This window comes from Sphingomonas sp. BRN-1R (assembly GCF_057748035.1).
Genome location: NZ_CM173236.1, coordinates 2,339,539 through 2,355,110, shown reverse-complemented (window position 1 = coordinate 2,355,110; position 15,572 = coordinate 2,339,539). Strand labels below are relative to the sequence as shown.

The following is a 15,572-nucleotide window of genomic DNA, read 5'->3' as shown; positions in this document are numbered from 1 at the left end:
CGATGTTGGCTCCGCTGTACGAGCGGATTTTCTAAACTGTCTCGGGGGCGGCAACGCATGTCGTGCGGCAACGATCCGGTGACGTGTCAGACGTGGGTCGCGGCGGCCTTCAGATCGTCCACGAAGCGGGCATATTCCTCCGCCTTGGCGGCAGGATCGGGCAGGCGCAGCAGGAAGCTCGGATGTACCGTGATCCACGCCGCGCCGCCACCGGGCAGATCGATCAGCCGCCCGCGCTCGCGGCTGATCGTCACCGTTTTGCCCAGCAGCGAACGCGCGGCGGTCGCGCCCAGCGCCACCGTCAGCTTGGGGCGGACCAGCGCGCGTTCCTGCTCGATCCACCAGCGACAGGCGGTGATCTCGCCCGCATCGGGCTTGGCGTGGATGCGGCGCTTCCCGCGCTGTTCGAACTTGAAATGCTTGACCGCGTTGGTGACGTACACGCCGCTGCGGTCGATCCCCGCCTCGACCATCGCACGGTCGAACAGTTGGCCAGCGGGACCGACGAACGGCGTACCGGCGAGATCCTCCTGATCGCCCGGCTGTTCGCCGACGAACATCATCGCCGCATCGACCGGTCCCTCGCCGAACACCGTCTGGGTGGCGTGTTCGAACAGGTGGCAGCGCGTGCAGCTCATCGCTTCCTCGCGCAAAGCACCCCATGCGCTGGCGATATTGCCGCCGGGCTTCACGCGTGCCGTTTCCACCATACCCGCCTCCCGCGCCTGTGCGCCTGCGATCAACTGCGGCACCAACGCGGTTTCGGGCATGTTTTTCCAATATTTGCGGGGCATCTCCTTGAGCATCGCGCCGACCTTCAGCCGTGCCGGGTTGAAGATCGCCGCGTAATAGCCGTGCCACAGCGCCTCGACCGGATCACCATCGGGCGCATCGGCCTTGGTCGCGCCCGGACCTTCGCTCAGCGTCTCGCCGTCCCAATGGATCGAGATTTCCGGGGTGAGGATCGACCAGCGCATCGCCGCGAACCGGTCGGTGAAGAAGCCGGCGTTGGCGCGCACGATGTGGAACTCGGGCTCGAACCACGCCACGAAACGCGGCGTGCCACCCTCATCCATCTCGCGGAAGCGCACGAACGCGCGCATCTTGTGGATGTCGCGCCGTACCGTCCGCGCCAGCCCCTCGACGCGGCGCACCAGCGGGTCGGCGGCATCGTCGAGCAGACCCGGCCGTTCGCGCAGCCGCACCAGCAATGTGTGGAGCAGCGCGAACCGCTCGCGATCGGTATGGAGGATCGCCTTGCGCGCGAGATCGACGAAAGCGCGCGGCACCGTGAAGTTGGCCGCAGGGGCGGGGGAGGGCAGATCGCCACCGAACAGTTCGCCCGCCTCGGTGCCGACGCGCCAGACGATCCGGTCGGGCGGCACATCGTCGCGCACCGCCGCGCGCACGCCCTCGCGCCAGCCGTCGAAATCGTCCTCGCTCTCGAGCGCGACGACCCGCATGTCCTGCGCGAGCGTCGTCACCCGAACAGCTCCATCTGTTTCGGCGCGGGCTTGGGCAGCGCCAGATCGAGCTTGTCGGCGAGCGCCACCGGCCGCCAGTCGCTCGCGATCAGGAACGGCCGCAGCTTGGTGATCGAGACGGTGAGCCGCCCGATATCGGCGAGCGCCAGCCGCCGCACGCGCCGCGCCGCGACGATCTTGTCGACCGCACGCGTGCCGAGCCCCGGTACGCGCAGCAACATCTCGCGCGGGGCGGTGTTGACGTCGACCGGAAAGCGATCGCGGAACTTGAGCGCCCATGCCAGCTTCGGGTCGATGTCGAGCCGCATCATGCCGTTATCGTCGGCCGCCGCCGCGACCTCGCTCGGCTTGAACTCGTAGAAGCGCATCAGCCAGTCGGACTGGTAGAGCCGGTGTTCGCGCATCAGCGGCGGGCGTTGCAGCGGCAGCACCGCGCTCGCATCGGGGATCGGCGAGAACGCCGAATAATAGACCCGCTTGAGATTGAACGCACCATACAGCCCGGCCGCGCGCGAGACGATATCGCGATCGGTCGCGGCATCCGCGCCGACGATCATCTGCGTGGATTGCCCGGCGGGCGCAAAGCGTGGCGCGGACTTGTAGTGTTTCTTGGCATCGGCGGTGTCGAGGATCGCGTCCGACATGCCCGCCATCGCGCCCTCGATACTCTCCTGCGTCTTCTCGGGCGCAAGCCGCTTCAGCCCGCTGACGGTCGGCAATTCGACGTTGATCGAGATGCGGTCGGCATGCAGCCCGGCCTGATGGATCAGTTCGGGATCGGCATCGGGGATGGTCTTGAGGTGGATGTAGCCGCGAAAATCGTGATCCTCCCGCAGGCTGCGCGCAACCTCAACGATCTGCTCCATCGTATAGTTGGACGAGCCGATGATGCCGGAGGAGAGGAACAACCCCTCGATATAGTTGCGCCGGTAGAAGGAGAGGGTGAGCCGCACCACCTCCTCGGCGGTGAAACGTGCGCGGCGGACGTTGCTGCTCTTGCGGTTGATGCAATAATGGCAGTCGAAGATGCAACTGTTGGTCAGCAGGATCTTGAGCAGGCTGATGCAGCGTCCGTCCGGCGCATAGGCATGGCAGATGCCCATGCCGGCATCGGTCGAGCCGATCCCCTTGCCGTCGCGCGACGAGCGCTTGACCGTGCCCGAGGAGGCGCAGCTCGCGTCGTATTTGGCGGCATCGGCAAGGATTTCGAGCTTCGCGCGGGTATCGAGCTGGGCCATATGTTCAATATATGTTCTTTGTTGCGGATTGTCGAGGAGACAACGCGTCAGCCTCGATAACGGCTGCAAAGATGGCGCCGCTCAGCGCAGGCAGGCATCCAGCCCGTCGTTGCGCACCACACCGACCCTCCGCGAGATCGTGTTGCCATGCCGCCGCACGAAGCCATGCGGATCGATCGCCGCGCGCTTCTTGGGCTGGGGCAACACCGCCGCGATCCGTCCGGCCTCGGCCGGGGTGAGCGACGACGCGTCATGGTGGAAGTAGCGCATCGCGCCGGCGTTGACCCCGTAGGTGCCGATGCCGGTTTCCGCGACGTTGAGGTACACCTCCATGATGCGGCGCTTGCCCCAGAGGTTCTCGATCAGAACGGTGAAATACGCCTCCAGCGCCTTGCGCGCATAACCGCCGCCCTGGATGAGGAACACGTTCTTTGCGGTCTGCTGGCTGATCGTCGAGCCGCCGCGGATGCGTCCGCCCCGCGCGTTGCGCTGATACGCCTTCTCGATCGCGGCAATATCGAAACCGTTATGCGAGCAGAACCGCGAATCCTCCCCCGCGATCGCCGCGCGCGGCATGTCCGGGTCGATCCGCGAGAGCGGCATCCATGATTTGGTGATGCCGTGCCCGCCGACCGCGTCACCGAGCATGGTGAGCGTGACGGGCGGCGGCACGAAACGGTAGAGCAGCACCATCGCCAACGACAGCATCAGGAACGCGACCACCAGCTTGATGATCCACCCGATCAGCCGGACGATCATCGAGCGGCGGGGCGGTAGTGGTGCTTCATATTCGGTGTTCCTGCGCAGCGGCGCCTCGACGGGTTGCATGCGTCACCATCACCCGTCGCGCGTCGCTCCGCAAGCATGGGCGTCAAGCGGCGACCAGCATCCGTTTGTCGCCGGCCAGTCGCATCATCGCCTTTTGCAGCTTCTCGAATGCGCGCACCTCGATCTGACGGACCCGCTCGCGCGAGACGCCATAGACCTGGCTGAGTTCCTCGAGCGTCTTGGGCTCGTCGGTCAGGCGGCGTTCGGTGAGGATATGCTGCTCGCGCTCGTTGAGATCGCTCATCGCATTCTCGAGCATGGTGTGACGCACGTCCGCTTCCTGCGCATCGGCGACGACCGTGTCCTGCAACGGCGAATCATCGGCGAGCCAATCCTGCCACTGACCTTCGCCGTCCTCGCGCATCGGCACGTTCAAGGAGGTGTCACCGCCCATCGACATGCGGCGGTTCATGCTCGTCACCTCGTCCTCGGTCACGCCGAGGTCGTGCGCGATCTTGGCGAGATGTTCGGGGCTGAGATCTCCATCCTCGAACGCGTCGAGCTTGGACTTCATGCGGCGCAGGTTGAAGAACAGCTTCTTCTGTGCCGCCGTGGTGCCCATCTTCACGAGGCTCCACGATCGCAGGATGAATTCCTGGATCGAAGCCCTGATCCACCACATCGCATAGGTGGCGAGGCGGAAGCCGCGATCGGCCTCGAACTTCTTCACGCCCTGCATCAGGCCGATATTGCCTTCCGAGATCAGCTCCGACACGGGCAGGCCATAGCCGCGATAGCCCATCGCGATCTTCGCGACGAGGCGGAGGTGCGACGTGACGAGCTGCGCCGCCGCATCGGTATCGCCATGCTCCTCGAAACGCTTGGCGAGCATATATTCCTGCTCGGGCGCGAGGATCGGAAACTTCTTGATCTCAGACAGATAGCGGTTGAGGCTCGCCTCGCCGCCAAGAGCGGGGATCGTCGCCGGTACGTTGCTGCCGGTGGCCATGATCAATCTCCCTTCAACGCGCACGCCCCATGAACGAGGCAGCGTGCGCTACGAAACCTATACGTTAAGACTATCGAACAGTTCCTGCATGTCCGACGGCATTTCGCTATCAAATGCCAAAGCGTTGCTTTCCAGCGGGTGAATGAACCCCAGACGTGCGGCGTGCAACGCCTGCCGGCGGAAATCCAATGTTTCCAGAACAGGCCGGTGGGCTGGTTTTGTTCTGCCATAAACCGGGTCGCCGAGCAAGGGGTGACCAATCGAGGCCATGTGGACGCGCACCTGATGCGTGCGTCCGGTCTCCAGCCGGCACTCGACCAGAGCGGCGTCGCGCAACCGAGCGAGCGTGCTGAAATGCGTGACCGCGCGCTTGCCGCCCTGGACGATCGCGACCTTCTTGCGGTTCTGCGGACTGCGCGCGAGCGGCGCGTCGACCTTGCCCGCCGCCGGGGTCGGCCGTCCGCCGACGATCGCCTTGTAGCGCCGGTCGATGCTGTGCGCGGCGAACTGCTTCGCCAGCCCCTCGTGCGCGCGGTCGGTCTTGGCGGCGACCATCAGCCCGGAGGTGTCCTTGTCGATGCGGTGGACGATGCCCGGCCGCGCGACCCCGCCGATCCCCGACAGCCGCCCGGCGCAATGGTGGAGCAGCGCGTTGACCAAAGTCCCGTCGAGATTGCCCGCCGCGGGATGGACGACCAGCCCGGCCTGCTTGTCGATCACGATCAGGTGATCGTCCTCGAACACGATCTTCAGCGCGATGTCCTGCGGCTCGTTATGCGCCGGACGCGGGGCGGGCACGTTGACGTGGTAGGTGCCGCCCGGCACCGCCTTGCTGGCCGGATCACGGCGCAACACCCCGGCCGCATCGGAAACGGCCCCGCTCGAGATCAGCGCCTTCAGCCGCTCGCGCGAGATCGTCGGCAACGCATCCGCAAGCGCGCGATCGAGCCGCAGCCCTTCGGCGTCGGCGACGCACGCTTCGATAGTGGAAACCCCCCGGTCCATAGAGTACGGATCTGGGTAGCATGTTGGAGATTTCAAGCACCGCGCTACATCGCATCATCGCGGATGCACATGCAGATCCCGCACGCGAGCGCTGCGGCTTGCTGTTCGGCGAACCTTTGCGGATCGTCTGGGCCGAGGCGTGCGCCAACGTCGCCAGCGATCCGGCGCGGACGTTCGAGATCGACCCCGGCGCGCTGTTCGCCGCGTTGCGGGCCGAACGCGCCGGCGGCGATCGCGTGATCGGCTATTGGCACTCGCACCCGAGCGGCGATGTGCGTCCCTCCGCCACCGATGCCGCGATGGCCGCGCCGGACGGCAAGCTGTGGCTGATCCTTTCGGGTGAGACGTTTGCGGTCTGGCGCGCCTGCAACGACGCCGCGTCCGCGCGCTTCGAGCCCGTGGCGTTCCGTGTCCGAGACGCTGACGCGGACCGGGCGACGGACGAACCGCGCCGCAACAACGGCGCCTGACCTCGGGCACGACTTGCGGCGACGCCGCCGCTGCGCCAAAGAGGCGCGACACGCGGGAGCCATGTCCTTGACCATCAACGCCGTCGACTTCGCCAGCCTGTTGTGCTCGCGCCTCTGCCACGATCTGCTGAGCCCGGTCGGCGCGCTCAACAACGGCCTCGAACTGCTCGCCGACGAGCATGATCCCGACATGCGCGCGCGCTGCCTGGAACTGCTCAGCGAAAGCGCCAAGGCATCCGCCAACAAGCTGAAGTTCTTCCGCCTCGCGTTCGGCGCGGCCGGCGGCTTCGGCGAGACGATCGACTCGCGTGAGGCGCGCGCCGCGATCGAGGGGCTGTTCGGCGATACCCACCGCGTGAAGCTCGGCTGGCTGGTCGAGGATCCGGTTCTGCCCAAGGCTGGCATCAAGGTGCTGCTCAATCTCGCGCTGATCGCGGGCGACGCGCTCATTCGCGGCGGTCAGCTCGATGTAGGCGCGGAATGCGTCGGCAAGCAGATGGAGATCGTCGTGCGCGCCGACGGGCCGCGCATCGTGCTCGACAACGAACTTCGCACCGCGCTGACCGGGGCGAGTGAAGGCACGGTCATCACGCCGCGCGCGGCGGCCGCGTATCTGGTCCAGTCGATCGTGGCAGAGTGCAAGGGCGAGATCCAGGTGTCCGAGCCCGAAGACCCGGTGCTGCTGTTTGGCGCGCTACTGACGGTAGCGTAAACCCGGCTTTAACGGCTGATCCTGCAAAGAGGCCCTCGCGCACGCCGAGGGCACATGGACGATCTTCTTCAGGAATTCATCGCAGAAACGCGCGAGACGCTGGAGGCACTTTCCGGTGAGATCGTCGCGTGGGAATCCGCGCCCGCCGACCGTGAACGGCTCGATGCAATCTTTCGCTTCGTCCACACGGTCAAGGGGAGCTGCGGCTTCCTCGATCTGCCACGTCTCAGCCGGCTGAGCCACGCCGCCGAGGATGTGCTGGCGGCCGTCCGCTCGGGCGAGCGCACCCCGGACACGCGCCTCGTCAACGCCGTTCTCGCGATCGTCGACCGCATCGGTGAGATCGTCGAGGCGATCGACGTCGGCGTCGCGCTCGACGACAGCGGCGAGGAACTGCTGATCGCCGCGCTCGACAAGAGTGCGGAGGTCGCCGCGCCCGCCGCAGCCACCGTAGCCCCCACGCCGCGCAGCAACCCGGCGCGCAGCGTGCGGCTCAACGTCGATCTGCTCGATCGCATGATGAGCGGCATGTCCGACATGGTGCTGGCGCGCAACGAACTCGCCCGTCGCCTGCGTGACGAAGGCGCCGATCCGGCCATCGAGGCGGCGCTCGAACGGCTGTCCACCACCGTCGCCGAGATGCGCGACACGGTGACGCGCACGCGCATGCAGAAGATCGACGCGCTGTTCTCCGCGTTGCCGCGCATGGTGCGCGATACCGCGGCCGAACTCGGCAAATCGGTGACGCTGCATATCGAAGGCAGCGATGTCGAACTCGATCGCGAGATGATCGAGATGATGCGCGATCCGCTCGTCCACATCGTCCGCAACGCGATCGACCACGGCATCGAGGCGCCAGCCGCGCGCCGTGCGTCGGGGAAGCGCGAGAACGGGCGGCTCACCGTCTCGGCACGCCAGTCGGGCAACCAGATCATCGTGCTGATCGAAGACGACGGCGCGGGGATCGACACCGCCGCGCTGGTCGCGAAGGCGGCGCGCAGCGGCGCGCACAGCGACGCCGAGCTGCGCGCGATGAGCGATCGCGCCAAGCTCGACCTGATCTTCGAGGCGGGCGTTTCGACCAAGGACAACGTCACCGCCATCTCCGGGCGCGGCGTCGGCATGGACGTGGTGCGTGCCAACGTCGAGCAGATCGGCGGCCGCATCGACCTGACCAACCTCCCCGGCAAGGGCCTGGCGATTGCGATCCACGTACCGCTGACGCTGTCGATCATCGCCGCGATCGGCGTGAGCGTGGGCGATCAGCGCTTCGCCATCTCGCGGCAGGCGATCGAGGAGATCGTATCGGTCGGCGGCGAGGCGATCCGCGTCGATCTGCTCGGCAGCACCGCCGTCGCCACCGTGCGCGACCGCCGCATGCCGCTGGTCGATCTCGGCGGCATGCTCGGGCTGTCGCGTGGCCGTGAGGCGGGCAAGCTCGCCATCCTCAGCATCCCGGGCGGCAGCTTCGCGCTGGCGGTGGACGACGTGCTCGACCACGAGGAACTCGTCATCAAGCCGGCCGCGCCGGCGGTGATGGCGACCGGTCTCTATGCCGGGCATACGCTGCCCGACACGGGCGTGCCGATGCTGCTGCTCGACTGCGCGGGCATCGCCGCACACGCCGGCATCCGCTTCTGGCGCGAGACGGTCGCCGAGGATGAGGGGCATGAGGCGGAGGAAAGCGCCGCCTCGGCGTTGCTGTTCGACGATCTCGACGGCGAACGCCGCCTGGTCGCGCTCGCCGCGATCGACCGGATCGAGCCTGTCTCGACCGCCGCGATCCGCTATTCCGCCGGCCGGCTGCGGCTGTCGCTCGACGGGAGGATCATCCCGCTGGTCGCGCAGGGCGATTGGGCGGCGCACGCGCAGGTCCACATCCTCCGGCTGCGCGATGGCGATACCGAGGTCGGCTACGCGATCCGCGAAGCGCGCGACATCGTCGATCTGCCCGAGATGGTGATGCCGGCGAGCGTGCCCGGCCCGATCGCCGGGGTCGCCTCGGTCGCGGGGCAGCAGATCGAGCTGCTCGACCTGTTCTGGCTGTTCGCCGAACATGGCGCAACGCCGCAGCACGCGGCGCCGCCGCTGTGCCTGCTCGACGGCAGCGAAACCGCGTGGATGACGAGCTTCCTCAAACCCGTGCTCGAAAGCGCCGGTTACCGGGTCGCGACCGCGATGAAGGGCGCCGATCTGCCCGACGTCGTGCTGACGATGGACGCCGCCGCGCCTGCGGTCGCGAGCACGGTGCCGGTGGTGCGCCTGCGCCGCGATCGTGACGCGACCGTCGCCGGCACCATCTATCGCTATGACCGCGAGGGCGTACTCGCCGCGCTCAACCTTTCCAGCGGAGCCCGTCGATGAGCGGCCTGTTCCTGATCGCCCACCTCGCCGGGCGCGCCGTGGCGATCGATTCGGCGCAGGTCGATTCGGTCGTGGATATCGGCACGATCATCCCGGTGCCGCGCGCCGATGCGCAGGTGCGCGGGCTCGCCGCGCTGCGCAGCCGCGTCGTCACCGTGATCGATCCGCGTGCGGCGATCGGCACGGCCAGTTGTGACACTTGCGGCAACCGCGCGGTCATCACCCGGATCGACGGGCACCATTATGCCATTCTCGTCGATACGCTCGAGGATGTCGCGCCGTTCGATTTCCGCCCGCTCGCCGCGGGCGTGGTCCTCGACGGGGTGTGGAGCGCGATCGGCTACGGCACCGTCGAGCTGAACGGCGAGCCGATCCTGACCGTCGATCTGCGCGCGCTGGTGCCCGGCGCAACTCCGTTAGCTGCCTGAGGCGCGAGTTAACCGGAATCGAAGGCTTTTGCGCCAAAACGGATATGTAAAGCGTTAAACGGGGTCGATAATGAAAACCTGCCTGGTGGTCGATGATTCGAAGGTGATCCGCAAAGTCGCGCGGCACATCCTGGAGACCCTGAACTTCAAGGTGACGGAGGCGGGCGACGGTCGCCAGGCGCTCGACAGCTGCCTTGAATCGGTGCCGGATGTGGTGCTGCTCGACTGGAACATGCCGGTGATGAGCGGGATGGACTTCCTGCGTGCGCTGCGCGATTCGACCGTGTCGCGCCGCCCGAAGGTGGTGTTCTGCACGACCGAGAACGGCATGGCGCACATCCGCGCCGCGATCGAAGCGGGCGCCGACGAATATGTCATGAAGCCGTTCGATCGCGAGACGCTCGAAAGCAAGCTGCAAATTGTCGGCATGGCCTGAGCGGAGCTGCGCCGGTGCCACTCGCCAGAGTGATCGAGCGGCCGATCGTCTCCGCCGCAGGCCAGACCCGTATCCTCGTCGTCGATGATTCGGCGGTGGCGCGGGCGGTCATCACGCGCGCGATCGAGGCCGATCCGCGCTTCAAGGTGGTGGGATCGGTGCCGCACGCGGCGGCCGCGCTCGGCTTCCTGCGGATCAACGCGGTCGACGCGCTGGTGCTCGATATTGAGATGCCCGGGGTCAACGGGCTTGCCGCGCTGCCCTCGCTGATCGCGGAGGGCAAGGGTGCCAAGGTGCTGATCGTCTCCTCATCCGCCGGTGTCGGCGCGTCGGCGACGATCGAAGCGCTCGCGCTTGGCGCGGCGGACACTCTGGTCAAGCCGGCGACTGGCGGCTTCACCGGGCGATTTTCCTCCGATCTGGTGGAAAAACTCAGCCGGCTGTGCACACGCGAGCAGGGCGGCGAACCAGTGCGTCCCGTACCGCGACGCGCCCCCGCCGACGGCTTCGACATCGTCGCGATCGGCGCTTCGACGGGCGGCATCCACGCTCTGAAGCTGATCCTCACCGAACTGCCCGCGAGTTTCACGCTGCCGATCCTCATCACGCAGCATCTGCCGGAATCCTTCATGCCCTATTTCGCGGCGCAGGTCGCGGTTCTCGCCAACCGGCCGTGCACCGTCGCCGAGGATCGCATGCGCATCCGTTCCGGCCAGGTCATCGTCGCGCCGGGAGACGCGCACATCCGCCTCGTCAGCACAGGCGAGGGCGCGGCGATCCGGCTGGTCAACCAGCGCGCGACCAGCGGCTGCATGCCCTCGGTCGACCCGATGTTCGAATCGCTCGCGGAGGTTTACGGCGCGCGCGCGCTGGCGATCGTGCTGAGCGGCATGGGGCGCGACGGCAACGAAGGCGCGGCGCAGGTCGCGCGGGCCGGCGGCGCGGTGGTGGTGCAGGATCGCGAGACGTCGGTCGTATGGGGCATGCCCGGCACAGTCGCGCGCTCGGGCTCGGCGCACGCCATCCTGCCGCCGGGCGAGATCGCCAAGCTCATCGTCGCCGGACGACGTCCGTCATGATGCCGCCCAGCAGCACGCCGCATGCGCGTGGCGCGATGAACCTGCTCGCCGCGCTGCTCGAATCGCGTACCGGCCAGCAGATCGGCAACGACCGCGCATGGCGGATCGAGACCGCGCTGGCTCCGCTGATGCGCGAGCGCGGTTACGAGACGCTCGATGCCTTCGCGGCCGCAGCCACCGGATCGAGCGAACTCGCCACCGCCGCCGTCAACGCGATGCTCAACCACGAAAGCTCGTTCTTTCGTGATGGCGGCGTGTTCGACCTGGTGGCCGAGGTCGCGCGCGATGTCCGTGCAAGCGCTGGCCCGCACCATCGGCGGCTGCGCGTCTGGTCGGCAGGCTGCTCGATCGGGCAGGAGCCGGTGTCGCTCGCCATCGCGCTCGCCGAAGTGACAGGTGGCGACGACGCTGCCGAGATCATCGCGACCGACGTGTCCGACGTGGCGCTCGCCCGCGCAAGGTCTGGTGTCTACTCGCAGTTCGAGATCCAGCGCGGGCTGTCGATCCGGCGCATGATCGGCTGGTTCGAGCCGCACGGCAACGAATGGGCGGTGAAGCGCGATCTGCTCCGCCATGTCCAGTATCGACGCATGAACATCGTCGCCGATCCGCTGCCCGGTGGCCGCTTCGACATGGTGCTGTGCCGAAACGTGCTGCTCTACCTTTCGCCCACGTCGCGCCGGCTGGTGCTGGATCGGATCGCCTCGACGCTGCGTCCCGACGGGTTGCTCGTGCTGGGCGCGGGCGAGACGGTGATCGGCCAGAGCGACTGCTTCCGCCCGAGCACGCGCTACCGTGGTCTCTATGAGTTGGCGAACGCGGCGAGACCGGGTATCGCAGCCGCTTGACCGGCGCGCCGCTGCCGCGCCGGGGCGAGCAGGAGCGTGCATGACGATCACCGAGACGGCGTCCCCCAATTTCGACGAGCGCACGCTGCCTGTCACCATGATCGTCCTCCATTACACCGGCATGGTCGATGCGCCGTCCGCGCTCGGCCGGCTGTGCGATCCGGCCGCCAAGGTGTCCGCGCATTATCTGGTGGACGAGGACGGTGCGGTTCACCGGCTCGTCGCCGAGGACAAGCGCGCCTGGCACGCCGGCGCGTCGCGCTGGCGGCGGATCGAGGACGTCAACAGCGCCTCGATCGGTATCGAACTGGTCAATCCCGGTCACGAACACGGCTATCGCGACTTCCCGGAGGCGCAGATCGACGCGCTGCTCGGCCTCGTCGGGGAGATCAAGGAGCGCTACGGCATCACGCGGGGCAACATCGTCGGCCATTCCGATATCGCGCCGACCCGCAAGCAGGACCCGGGCGAGCTGTTCCCCTGGGCGCGGCTCGCCCGCCTGCGCCTCGCGCTGCCGCGCCCGACCCGCAACCTTATGGACCCGATGTGGAGCGATGCCGGCTTCCTCATCGCGCTCGAACGCTTCGGCTACGACGTGACCGACAAGCTGGCGGCAGTCGTCGCCTTCCAGCGCCGCTACCGCCCCGAACTGATCGACGGGGAGATCGACGGCGAATGCCGCAGCATCCTGCTCGCTTTGTTGTTGCCGAAACCGCAGGGTGACGACTAAGGCACCCCATACCAGAGGGTCGGGCGGCCGCGTCGTACTTCGAGTACGCCGAGGAAAGTCCGGGCTCCGCGAAACGACGGTGCCGGGTAACGCCCGGCGGGGGTGACCCCAGGGACAGTGCCACAGAGAGCAAACCGCCGATGGTCCGTTGCGCAAGCACGGAGACAGGCAAGGGTGAAAGGGTGCGGTAAGAGCGCACCGCGCCTCCGGTAACGGCAGGCGGCATGGCAAACCCCACCGGGAGCAAGACCGAATAGGGACGGCACATGAGCATCGTTTCTGCTCGTCGTCCGGGTTGGTTGCTTGAGGCGGCGTGCAAGCGTCGCCCTAGAGGAATGGTCGCCTATCTTCCGCAAGGGGGTGGACAGAACCCGGCTTACAGACCCTCTGGTATCCTCCCCTTTGGCGACGCGCGGGCTTTGCCGGCGTCGCCCGGGCGGCTAGGCTCGTGCGATGCAAAGACATGACGCTGCGGCGGACGCGTACCGGCAACAGGGCTTCGCGCATCTTGAGGGCCTGTTCCCGCCGGAGGTGCTGCTCGCCTTCTATCGCCGGATGGAGGCGGATCTGAAGGCCGCGGGCACGCCGCTTCAGGGCTTCGCCGCGCGCGGGCCGTTGCTGCGGCAGCCGGCGCTGGAGGTCTATGCCTACCACTATACGCCGATGCTCGCCTTTCTGTGGGGGCTCACCCCGCGCATCGCGCTTGCGGTAGGGCGCGAGCTGCTGCCGACCTATGCCTATTTCCGTGCCTATCAGCAGGGTGACGTGTGCCGCGTCCATTCCGATCGTCAGGCTTGCGAACACAGCCTGTCGCTGACGATCGCTTACGGCGATAACCAGCCTTGGGCGCTGTCGGTCGAACGCGTCCGAACCGAGCATCCCATCGGCGAGGTGCAGGACGATTTCGGCGGCGCACCGTTCGCGTCGGTGGCGATGCGGGCGGGGGACGGGGTGTTATACCAGGGCGTTCACCACCGCCACGGGCGGCTCGATCCCAACCCGAACAGCTGGTCCGCGCACCTGTTCCTGCACTGGGTCGAGAAGGGCGGCCGCTATGGCGACCACGCGTTCGACCGTCCGGCGATCGAACGCGCCGCGCAGCCCGGGCGGCGCTGATCCGGTCAGCCCGGCGCGGCGGCGGAGCCGGCGAGCAGGCCGCCGTCGATCGTGATCTCCGTACCGGTGATGTAGGTCGCCTCGTCCGACGCGAGCATCGCCGCAACCGCGGCGACCTCCTCGGGCATGCCGAAGCGCCTGAGCGGGGTATCCGCAACCAGCGCCTGCATCCGCGACGCGCGCTCCGCCCCGGTGCCGAGCATCGGCTCCCACATCGGCGTGAGGATCGCGGCGGGATGCAGCGAGTTGCAGCGGATCTGCCAGCCCTGTTGCGCACAATACAGCGCCACCGTCTTGCTGTGGTTGCGGATCGCCGCTTTGGAGGAGGCATACGCGGCGGCGCCGGGGATGCCGACCAGCCCCGAACGCGACGAGATGTTGATGATCGACCCCGCGCCGCCCGCCTTCATCGCGCCGATCGCATAGCGGCAACCGAGAAAGGCGCCGTCGAGGTTGACGCGGTGCACCGCACGCCAGTCGGCCAGGCTGGCGTGTTCGGGATCGTGCGGCACTATACCGGCTTCGAAGCCGGTCACGCCGGCATTGTTGACCACCACGTCGGCCACCGGAACGATCCCGGCCAGCCGCAGCCAATCGGCCTCCTCGCGCACGTCGAGCGCTTCGAAGCGGCAGCCGATCTCGGCGGCGGCCGCAGTTCCGGCGGCCGTGTCGCAGTCGGTGAGGATGACGGTCGCGCCTTCGTCGTGGAAGCGCGCGGCGATCGCACGGCCGATGCCGCGCGCTGCGCCGGTGACGACGCAGGTCTTTGTGTTCAGTCGTTGCATGATGCTCTCGAAACAGGAGGTGCGTGGGCGGATCGCGTCCGCCGGTGCATGTCGTGCCGCCTTAGCGGTGACGCTGGATCATCTCGAAAGCCCCTCGATCATGCGCATCGCCGTAACCGGGCGCGGTTCTCGGCGCAAGGCAGCCACCCACCCCCACGCGAAAACTCGCGTTTGTCACCAATCGGTCATGGCAATGCAGCGCCCGGCTGCCTAGATGGATCGCTATGGCGCGTGCGACGAGACGAGACGATTGGGGCTTTCCGCGCTGGCGCGCGTATGGCGAGTCGAGCCGCGAGGCGGCGAAGGTGCGTTTGTGCGATCGCCACGGCTGTACCGAACCCGGCAACTGCCCCGCGCCCAAATCCCCCAACAGTCCGGAGCGCTGGTATTTCTGCCAGGAGCATGCCGGCGAGTATAATCGCGGCTGGAACTATTTCGAGGGGCTGAGCGCCGAGGAAGCGGCCGAGCGCGAGGCGGCGGAGACGCGTACCGCGGACGGTTACACCACGTCGCGGCACCAGCAATGGGCGGGCTCGGGCGACGGCACGCGCTCGCGCGACGAGTTGCGCGCGCTAGAGGTGCTCGGGCTGGAGGTGGATGCCGAATTCGAGGCGGTGCGCGTCGCGTGGCGGCGGCTCGCCAAGCAGAACCATCCGGACATCCGCCCCGGCGACAAGGAGGCGGCAGCGCGCTTCGTCGCCATTCAGGCCGCCTACGACGTGTTGCGCGTCGCGGAGGAGAACCGCGAGTGGAAGCCGCAGGCGTGAAGACGGTCCGCTCCGGCTGGTCGCGCACGCTGATGATCTGCACGAAATGTTCGAAGAAGGTCGGCGGCGGGTTCGGCCCGGGCGGCAAGAAGCCGCTTGCCAAAGTGCTGCGCAAGGAACTCGGGCTGAAATCGGGCCGCAAGGCGGCGATGGGGATCCTCGAGGTCAAGTGCCTTAAGGTTTGCCCCAAAGGCGCGGTGACGGTGGTCGACAGTCGCGACAATCATCACTGGAAGATCGTCCGGGCCGGCGCGCCGATCGACACGGTGATCGAGGAACTGGAACTGAACCCGTCAGCGCCGGTTCAGCATCTACAGGCTATGACGCCGTAAT

17 protein-coding genes and 1 other RNA gene are annotated in these 15,572 nt (G+C 67.4%); 12 read left to right on the top strand and 6 right to left on the bottom strand.

The window, feature by feature from the left end:
• Positions 1–86: 86 nt before the first annotated feature.
• The 5 genes from AC3ANX_RS10800 to AC3ANX_RS10780 all read right to left on the bottom strand — a co-directional run bounded on the left by AC3ANX_RS10800 (position 87) and on the right by AC3ANX_RS10780 (position 5,504).
• Positions 87–1,463 (bottom strand): UdgX family uracil-DNA binding protein, encoded by a 1,377-nt coding sequence (locus AC3ANX_RS10800; protein ID WP_488336932.1) that lies wholly within the window; start codon positions 1,461–1,463, stop codon positions 87–89.
• 17 nt (positions 1,464–1,480) lie between these two features.
• Positions 1,481–2,722: a putative DNA modification/repair radical SAM protein gene (locus AC3ANX_RS10795; protein ID WP_488333287.1), complete on the bottom strand. Its 1,242-nt coding sequence runs from the start codon at positions 2,720–2,722 to the stop codon at positions 1,481–1,483.
• 81 nt (positions 2,723–2,803) lie between these two features.
• Positions 2,804–3,481, bottom strand: a complete 678-nt coding sequence (gene mtgA, locus AC3ANX_RS10790; RefSeq protein ID WP_488336931.1) for a monofunctional biosynthetic peptidoglycan transglycosylase — start codon at positions 3,479–3,481, stop codon at positions 2,804–2,806.
• A 112-nt stretch (positions 3,482–3,593) separates the two neighbouring features.
• Entirely contained in the window at positions 3,594–4,499 is a 906-nt protein-coding gene (rpoH, locus tag AC3ANX_RS10785) for an RNA polymerase sigma factor RpoH (protein WP_488333286.1), read from the bottom strand.
• Between the two features lie 57 nt (positions 4,500–4,556).
• Positions 4,557–5,504 (bottom strand): RluA family pseudouridine synthase, encoded by a 948-nt coding sequence (locus AC3ANX_RS10780; protein WP_488333285.1) that lies wholly within the window; start codon positions 5,502–5,504, stop codon positions 4,557–4,559.
• A 20-nt stretch (positions 5,505–5,524) separates the two neighbouring features.
• Between AC3ANX_RS10780 and AC3ANX_RS10775 the strand changes: the two genes are divergently transcribed.
• The 10 genes from AC3ANX_RS10775 (at position 5,525) to AC3ANX_RS10730 (ending at position 13,687) form a co-directional block, all read left to right on the top strand.
• The gene (locus AC3ANX_RS10775) at positions 5,525–5,974 is read left to right on the top strand and encodes a M67 family metallopeptidase (RefSeq protein WP_488333284.1); all 450 of its coding nucleotides are present in this window, start codon (positions 5,525–5,527) and stop codon (positions 5,972–5,974) included.
• Positions 5,975–6,041: 67 nt separating this feature from the next.
• Entirely contained in the window at positions 6,042–6,686 is a 645-nt protein-coding gene (locus AC3ANX_RS10770; protein ID WP_488333283.1) for a histidine phosphotransferase family protein, read from the top strand.
• A 54-nt stretch (positions 6,687–6,740) separates the two neighbouring features.
• On the top strand, positions 6,741–9,050 hold the full coding sequence (locus tag AC3ANX_RS10765) for a chemotaxis protein CheA (protein ID WP_488333282.1): 2,310 nt from the start codon (positions 6,741–6,743) through the stop codon (positions 9,048–9,050).
• A complete protein-coding gene (locus AC3ANX_RS10760) occupies positions 9,047–9,478 on the top strand; it encodes a chemotaxis protein CheW (protein WP_488333281.1) in 432 nt (143 codons plus the stop codon). Before AC3ANX_RS10765 ends, AC3ANX_RS10760 begins: the two co-directional genes overlap by 4 nt.
• Positions 9,479–9,548: 70 nt before the next feature.
• On the top strand, positions 9,549–9,914 hold the full coding sequence (locus AC3ANX_RS10755; protein ID WP_488333280.1) for a response regulator: 366 nt from the start codon (positions 9,549–9,551) through the stop codon (positions 9,912–9,914).
• A 14-nt stretch (positions 9,915–9,928) separates the two neighbouring features.
• Positions 9,929–10,993, top strand: a complete 1,065-nt coding sequence (gene cheB, locus AC3ANX_RS10750; RefSeq protein ID WP_488333279.1) for a chemotaxis-specific protein-glutamate methyltransferase CheB — start codon at positions 9,929–9,931, stop codon at positions 10,991–10,993.
• Positions 10,990–11,841: a CheR family methyltransferase gene (locus tag AC3ANX_RS10745; RefSeq protein WP_488333278.1), complete on the top strand. Its 852-nt coding sequence runs from the start codon at positions 10,990–10,992 to the stop codon at positions 11,839–11,841. The genes cheB and AC3ANX_RS10745 overlap by 4 nt, the downstream gene beginning before the upstream one ends.
• A 40-nt stretch (positions 11,842–11,881) precedes the next feature.
• On the top strand, positions 11,882–12,571 hold the full coding sequence (locus AC3ANX_RS10740; protein ID WP_488333277.1) for an N-acetylmuramoyl-L-alanine amidase: 690 nt from the start codon (positions 11,882–11,884) through the stop codon (positions 12,569–12,571).
• Between the two features lie 11 nt (positions 12,572–12,582).
• An RNA gene (gene rnpB, locus AC3ANX_RS10735) (RNase P RNA component class A) lies at positions 12,583–12,966 on the top strand.
• A 58-nt stretch (positions 12,967–13,024) separates the two neighbouring features.
• Positions 13,025–13,687 (top strand): hypothetical protein, encoded by a 663-nt coding sequence (locus AC3ANX_RS10730; RefSeq protein WP_488333276.1) that lies wholly within the window; start codon positions 13,025–13,027, stop codon positions 13,685–13,687.
• Positions 13,688–13,692: 5 nt separating this feature from the next.
• On the opposite strand, the gene AC3ANX_RS10725 is transcribed toward AC3ANX_RS10730, so the two are convergent.
• Positions 13,693–14,472, bottom strand: coding sequence for an SDR family oxidoreductase (locus AC3ANX_RS10725; RefSeq protein ID WP_488333275.1), 780 nt, complete (start codon positions 14,470–14,472; stop codon positions 13,693–13,695).
• A gap of 224 nt (positions 14,473–14,696) precedes the next feature.
• Here AC3ANX_RS10725 and AC3ANX_RS10720 point away from each other — a divergent pair, with 224 nt between their 5' ends.
• Both AC3ANX_RS10720 and AC3ANX_RS10715 read left to right on the top strand, forming a co-directional pair.
• Positions 14,697–15,239, top strand: coding sequence for a J domain-containing protein (locus tag AC3ANX_RS10720; protein ID WP_488333274.1), 543 nt, complete (start codon positions 14,697–14,699; stop codon positions 15,237–15,239).
• The gene (locus AC3ANX_RS10715) at positions 15,221–15,571 is read left to right on the top strand and encodes a hypothetical protein (RefSeq protein ID WP_488333273.1); all 351 of its coding nucleotides are present in this window, start codon (positions 15,221–15,223) and stop codon (positions 15,569–15,571) included. The genes AC3ANX_RS10720 and AC3ANX_RS10715 overlap by 19 nt, the downstream gene beginning before the upstream one ends.
• The last annotated feature ends 1 nt before the right edge of the window (position 15,572 follow it).

Bases quoted from the DNA above. Each gene is read 5' to 3' on its own strand.
- AC3ANX_RS10800 (WP_488336932.1), bottom strand. From the start codon at position 1,463: ATGCGGGTCGTCGCGCTCGAGAGCGAGGACGATTTCGACGGCTGGCGC.
- AC3ANX_RS10795 (WP_488333287.1), bottom strand. From the start codon at position 2,722: ATGGCCCAGCTCGATACCCGCGCGAAGCTCGAAATCCTTGCCGATGCC.
- mtgA (WP_488336931.1), bottom strand. From the start codon at position 3,481: ATGATCGTCCGGCTGATCGGGTGGATCATCAAGCTGGTGGTCGCGTTC.
- rpoH (WP_488333286.1), bottom strand. From the start codon at position 4,499: ATGGCCACCGGCAGCAACGTACCGGCGACGATCCCCGCTCTTGGCGGC.
- AC3ANX_RS10780 (WP_488333285.1), bottom strand. From the start codon at position 5,504: ATGGACCGGGGGGTTTCCACTATCGAAGCGTGCGTCGCCGACGCCGAA.
- AC3ANX_RS10775 (WP_488333284.1), top strand. From the start codon at position 5,525: ATGTTGGAGATTTCAAGCACCGCGCTACATCGCATCATCGCGGATGCA.
- AC3ANX_RS10765 (WP_488333282.1), top strand. From the start codon at position 6,741: ATGGACGATCTTCTTCAGGAATTCATCGCAGAAACGCGCGAGACGCTG.
- AC3ANX_RS10760 (WP_488333281.1), top strand. From the start codon at position 9,047: ATGAGCGGCCTGTTCCTGATCGCCCACCTCGCCGGGCGCGCCGTGGCG.
- AC3ANX_RS10755 (WP_488333280.1), top strand. From the start codon at position 9,549: ATGAAAACCTGCCTGGTGGTCGATGATTCGAAGGTGATCCGCAAAGTC.
- AC3ANX_RS10745 (WP_488333278.1), top strand. From the start codon at position 10,990: ATGATGCCGCCCAGCAGCACGCCGCATGCGCGTGGCGCGATGAACCTG.
- AC3ANX_RS10740 (WP_488333277.1), top strand. From the start codon at position 11,882: ATGACGATCACCGAGACGGCGTCCCCCAATTTCGACGAGCGCACGCTG.
- AC3ANX_RS10730 (WP_488333276.1), top strand. From the start codon at position 13,025: ATGCAAAGACATGACGCTGCGGCGGACGCGTACCGGCAACAGGGCTTC.
- AC3ANX_RS10725 (WP_488333275.1), bottom strand. From the start codon at position 14,472: ATGCAACGACTGAACACAAAGACCTGCGTCGTCACCGGCGCAGCGCGC.
- AC3ANX_RS10720 (WP_488333274.1), top strand. From the start codon at position 14,697: ATGGCGCGTGCGACGAGACGAGACGATTGGGGCTTTCCGCGCTGGCGC.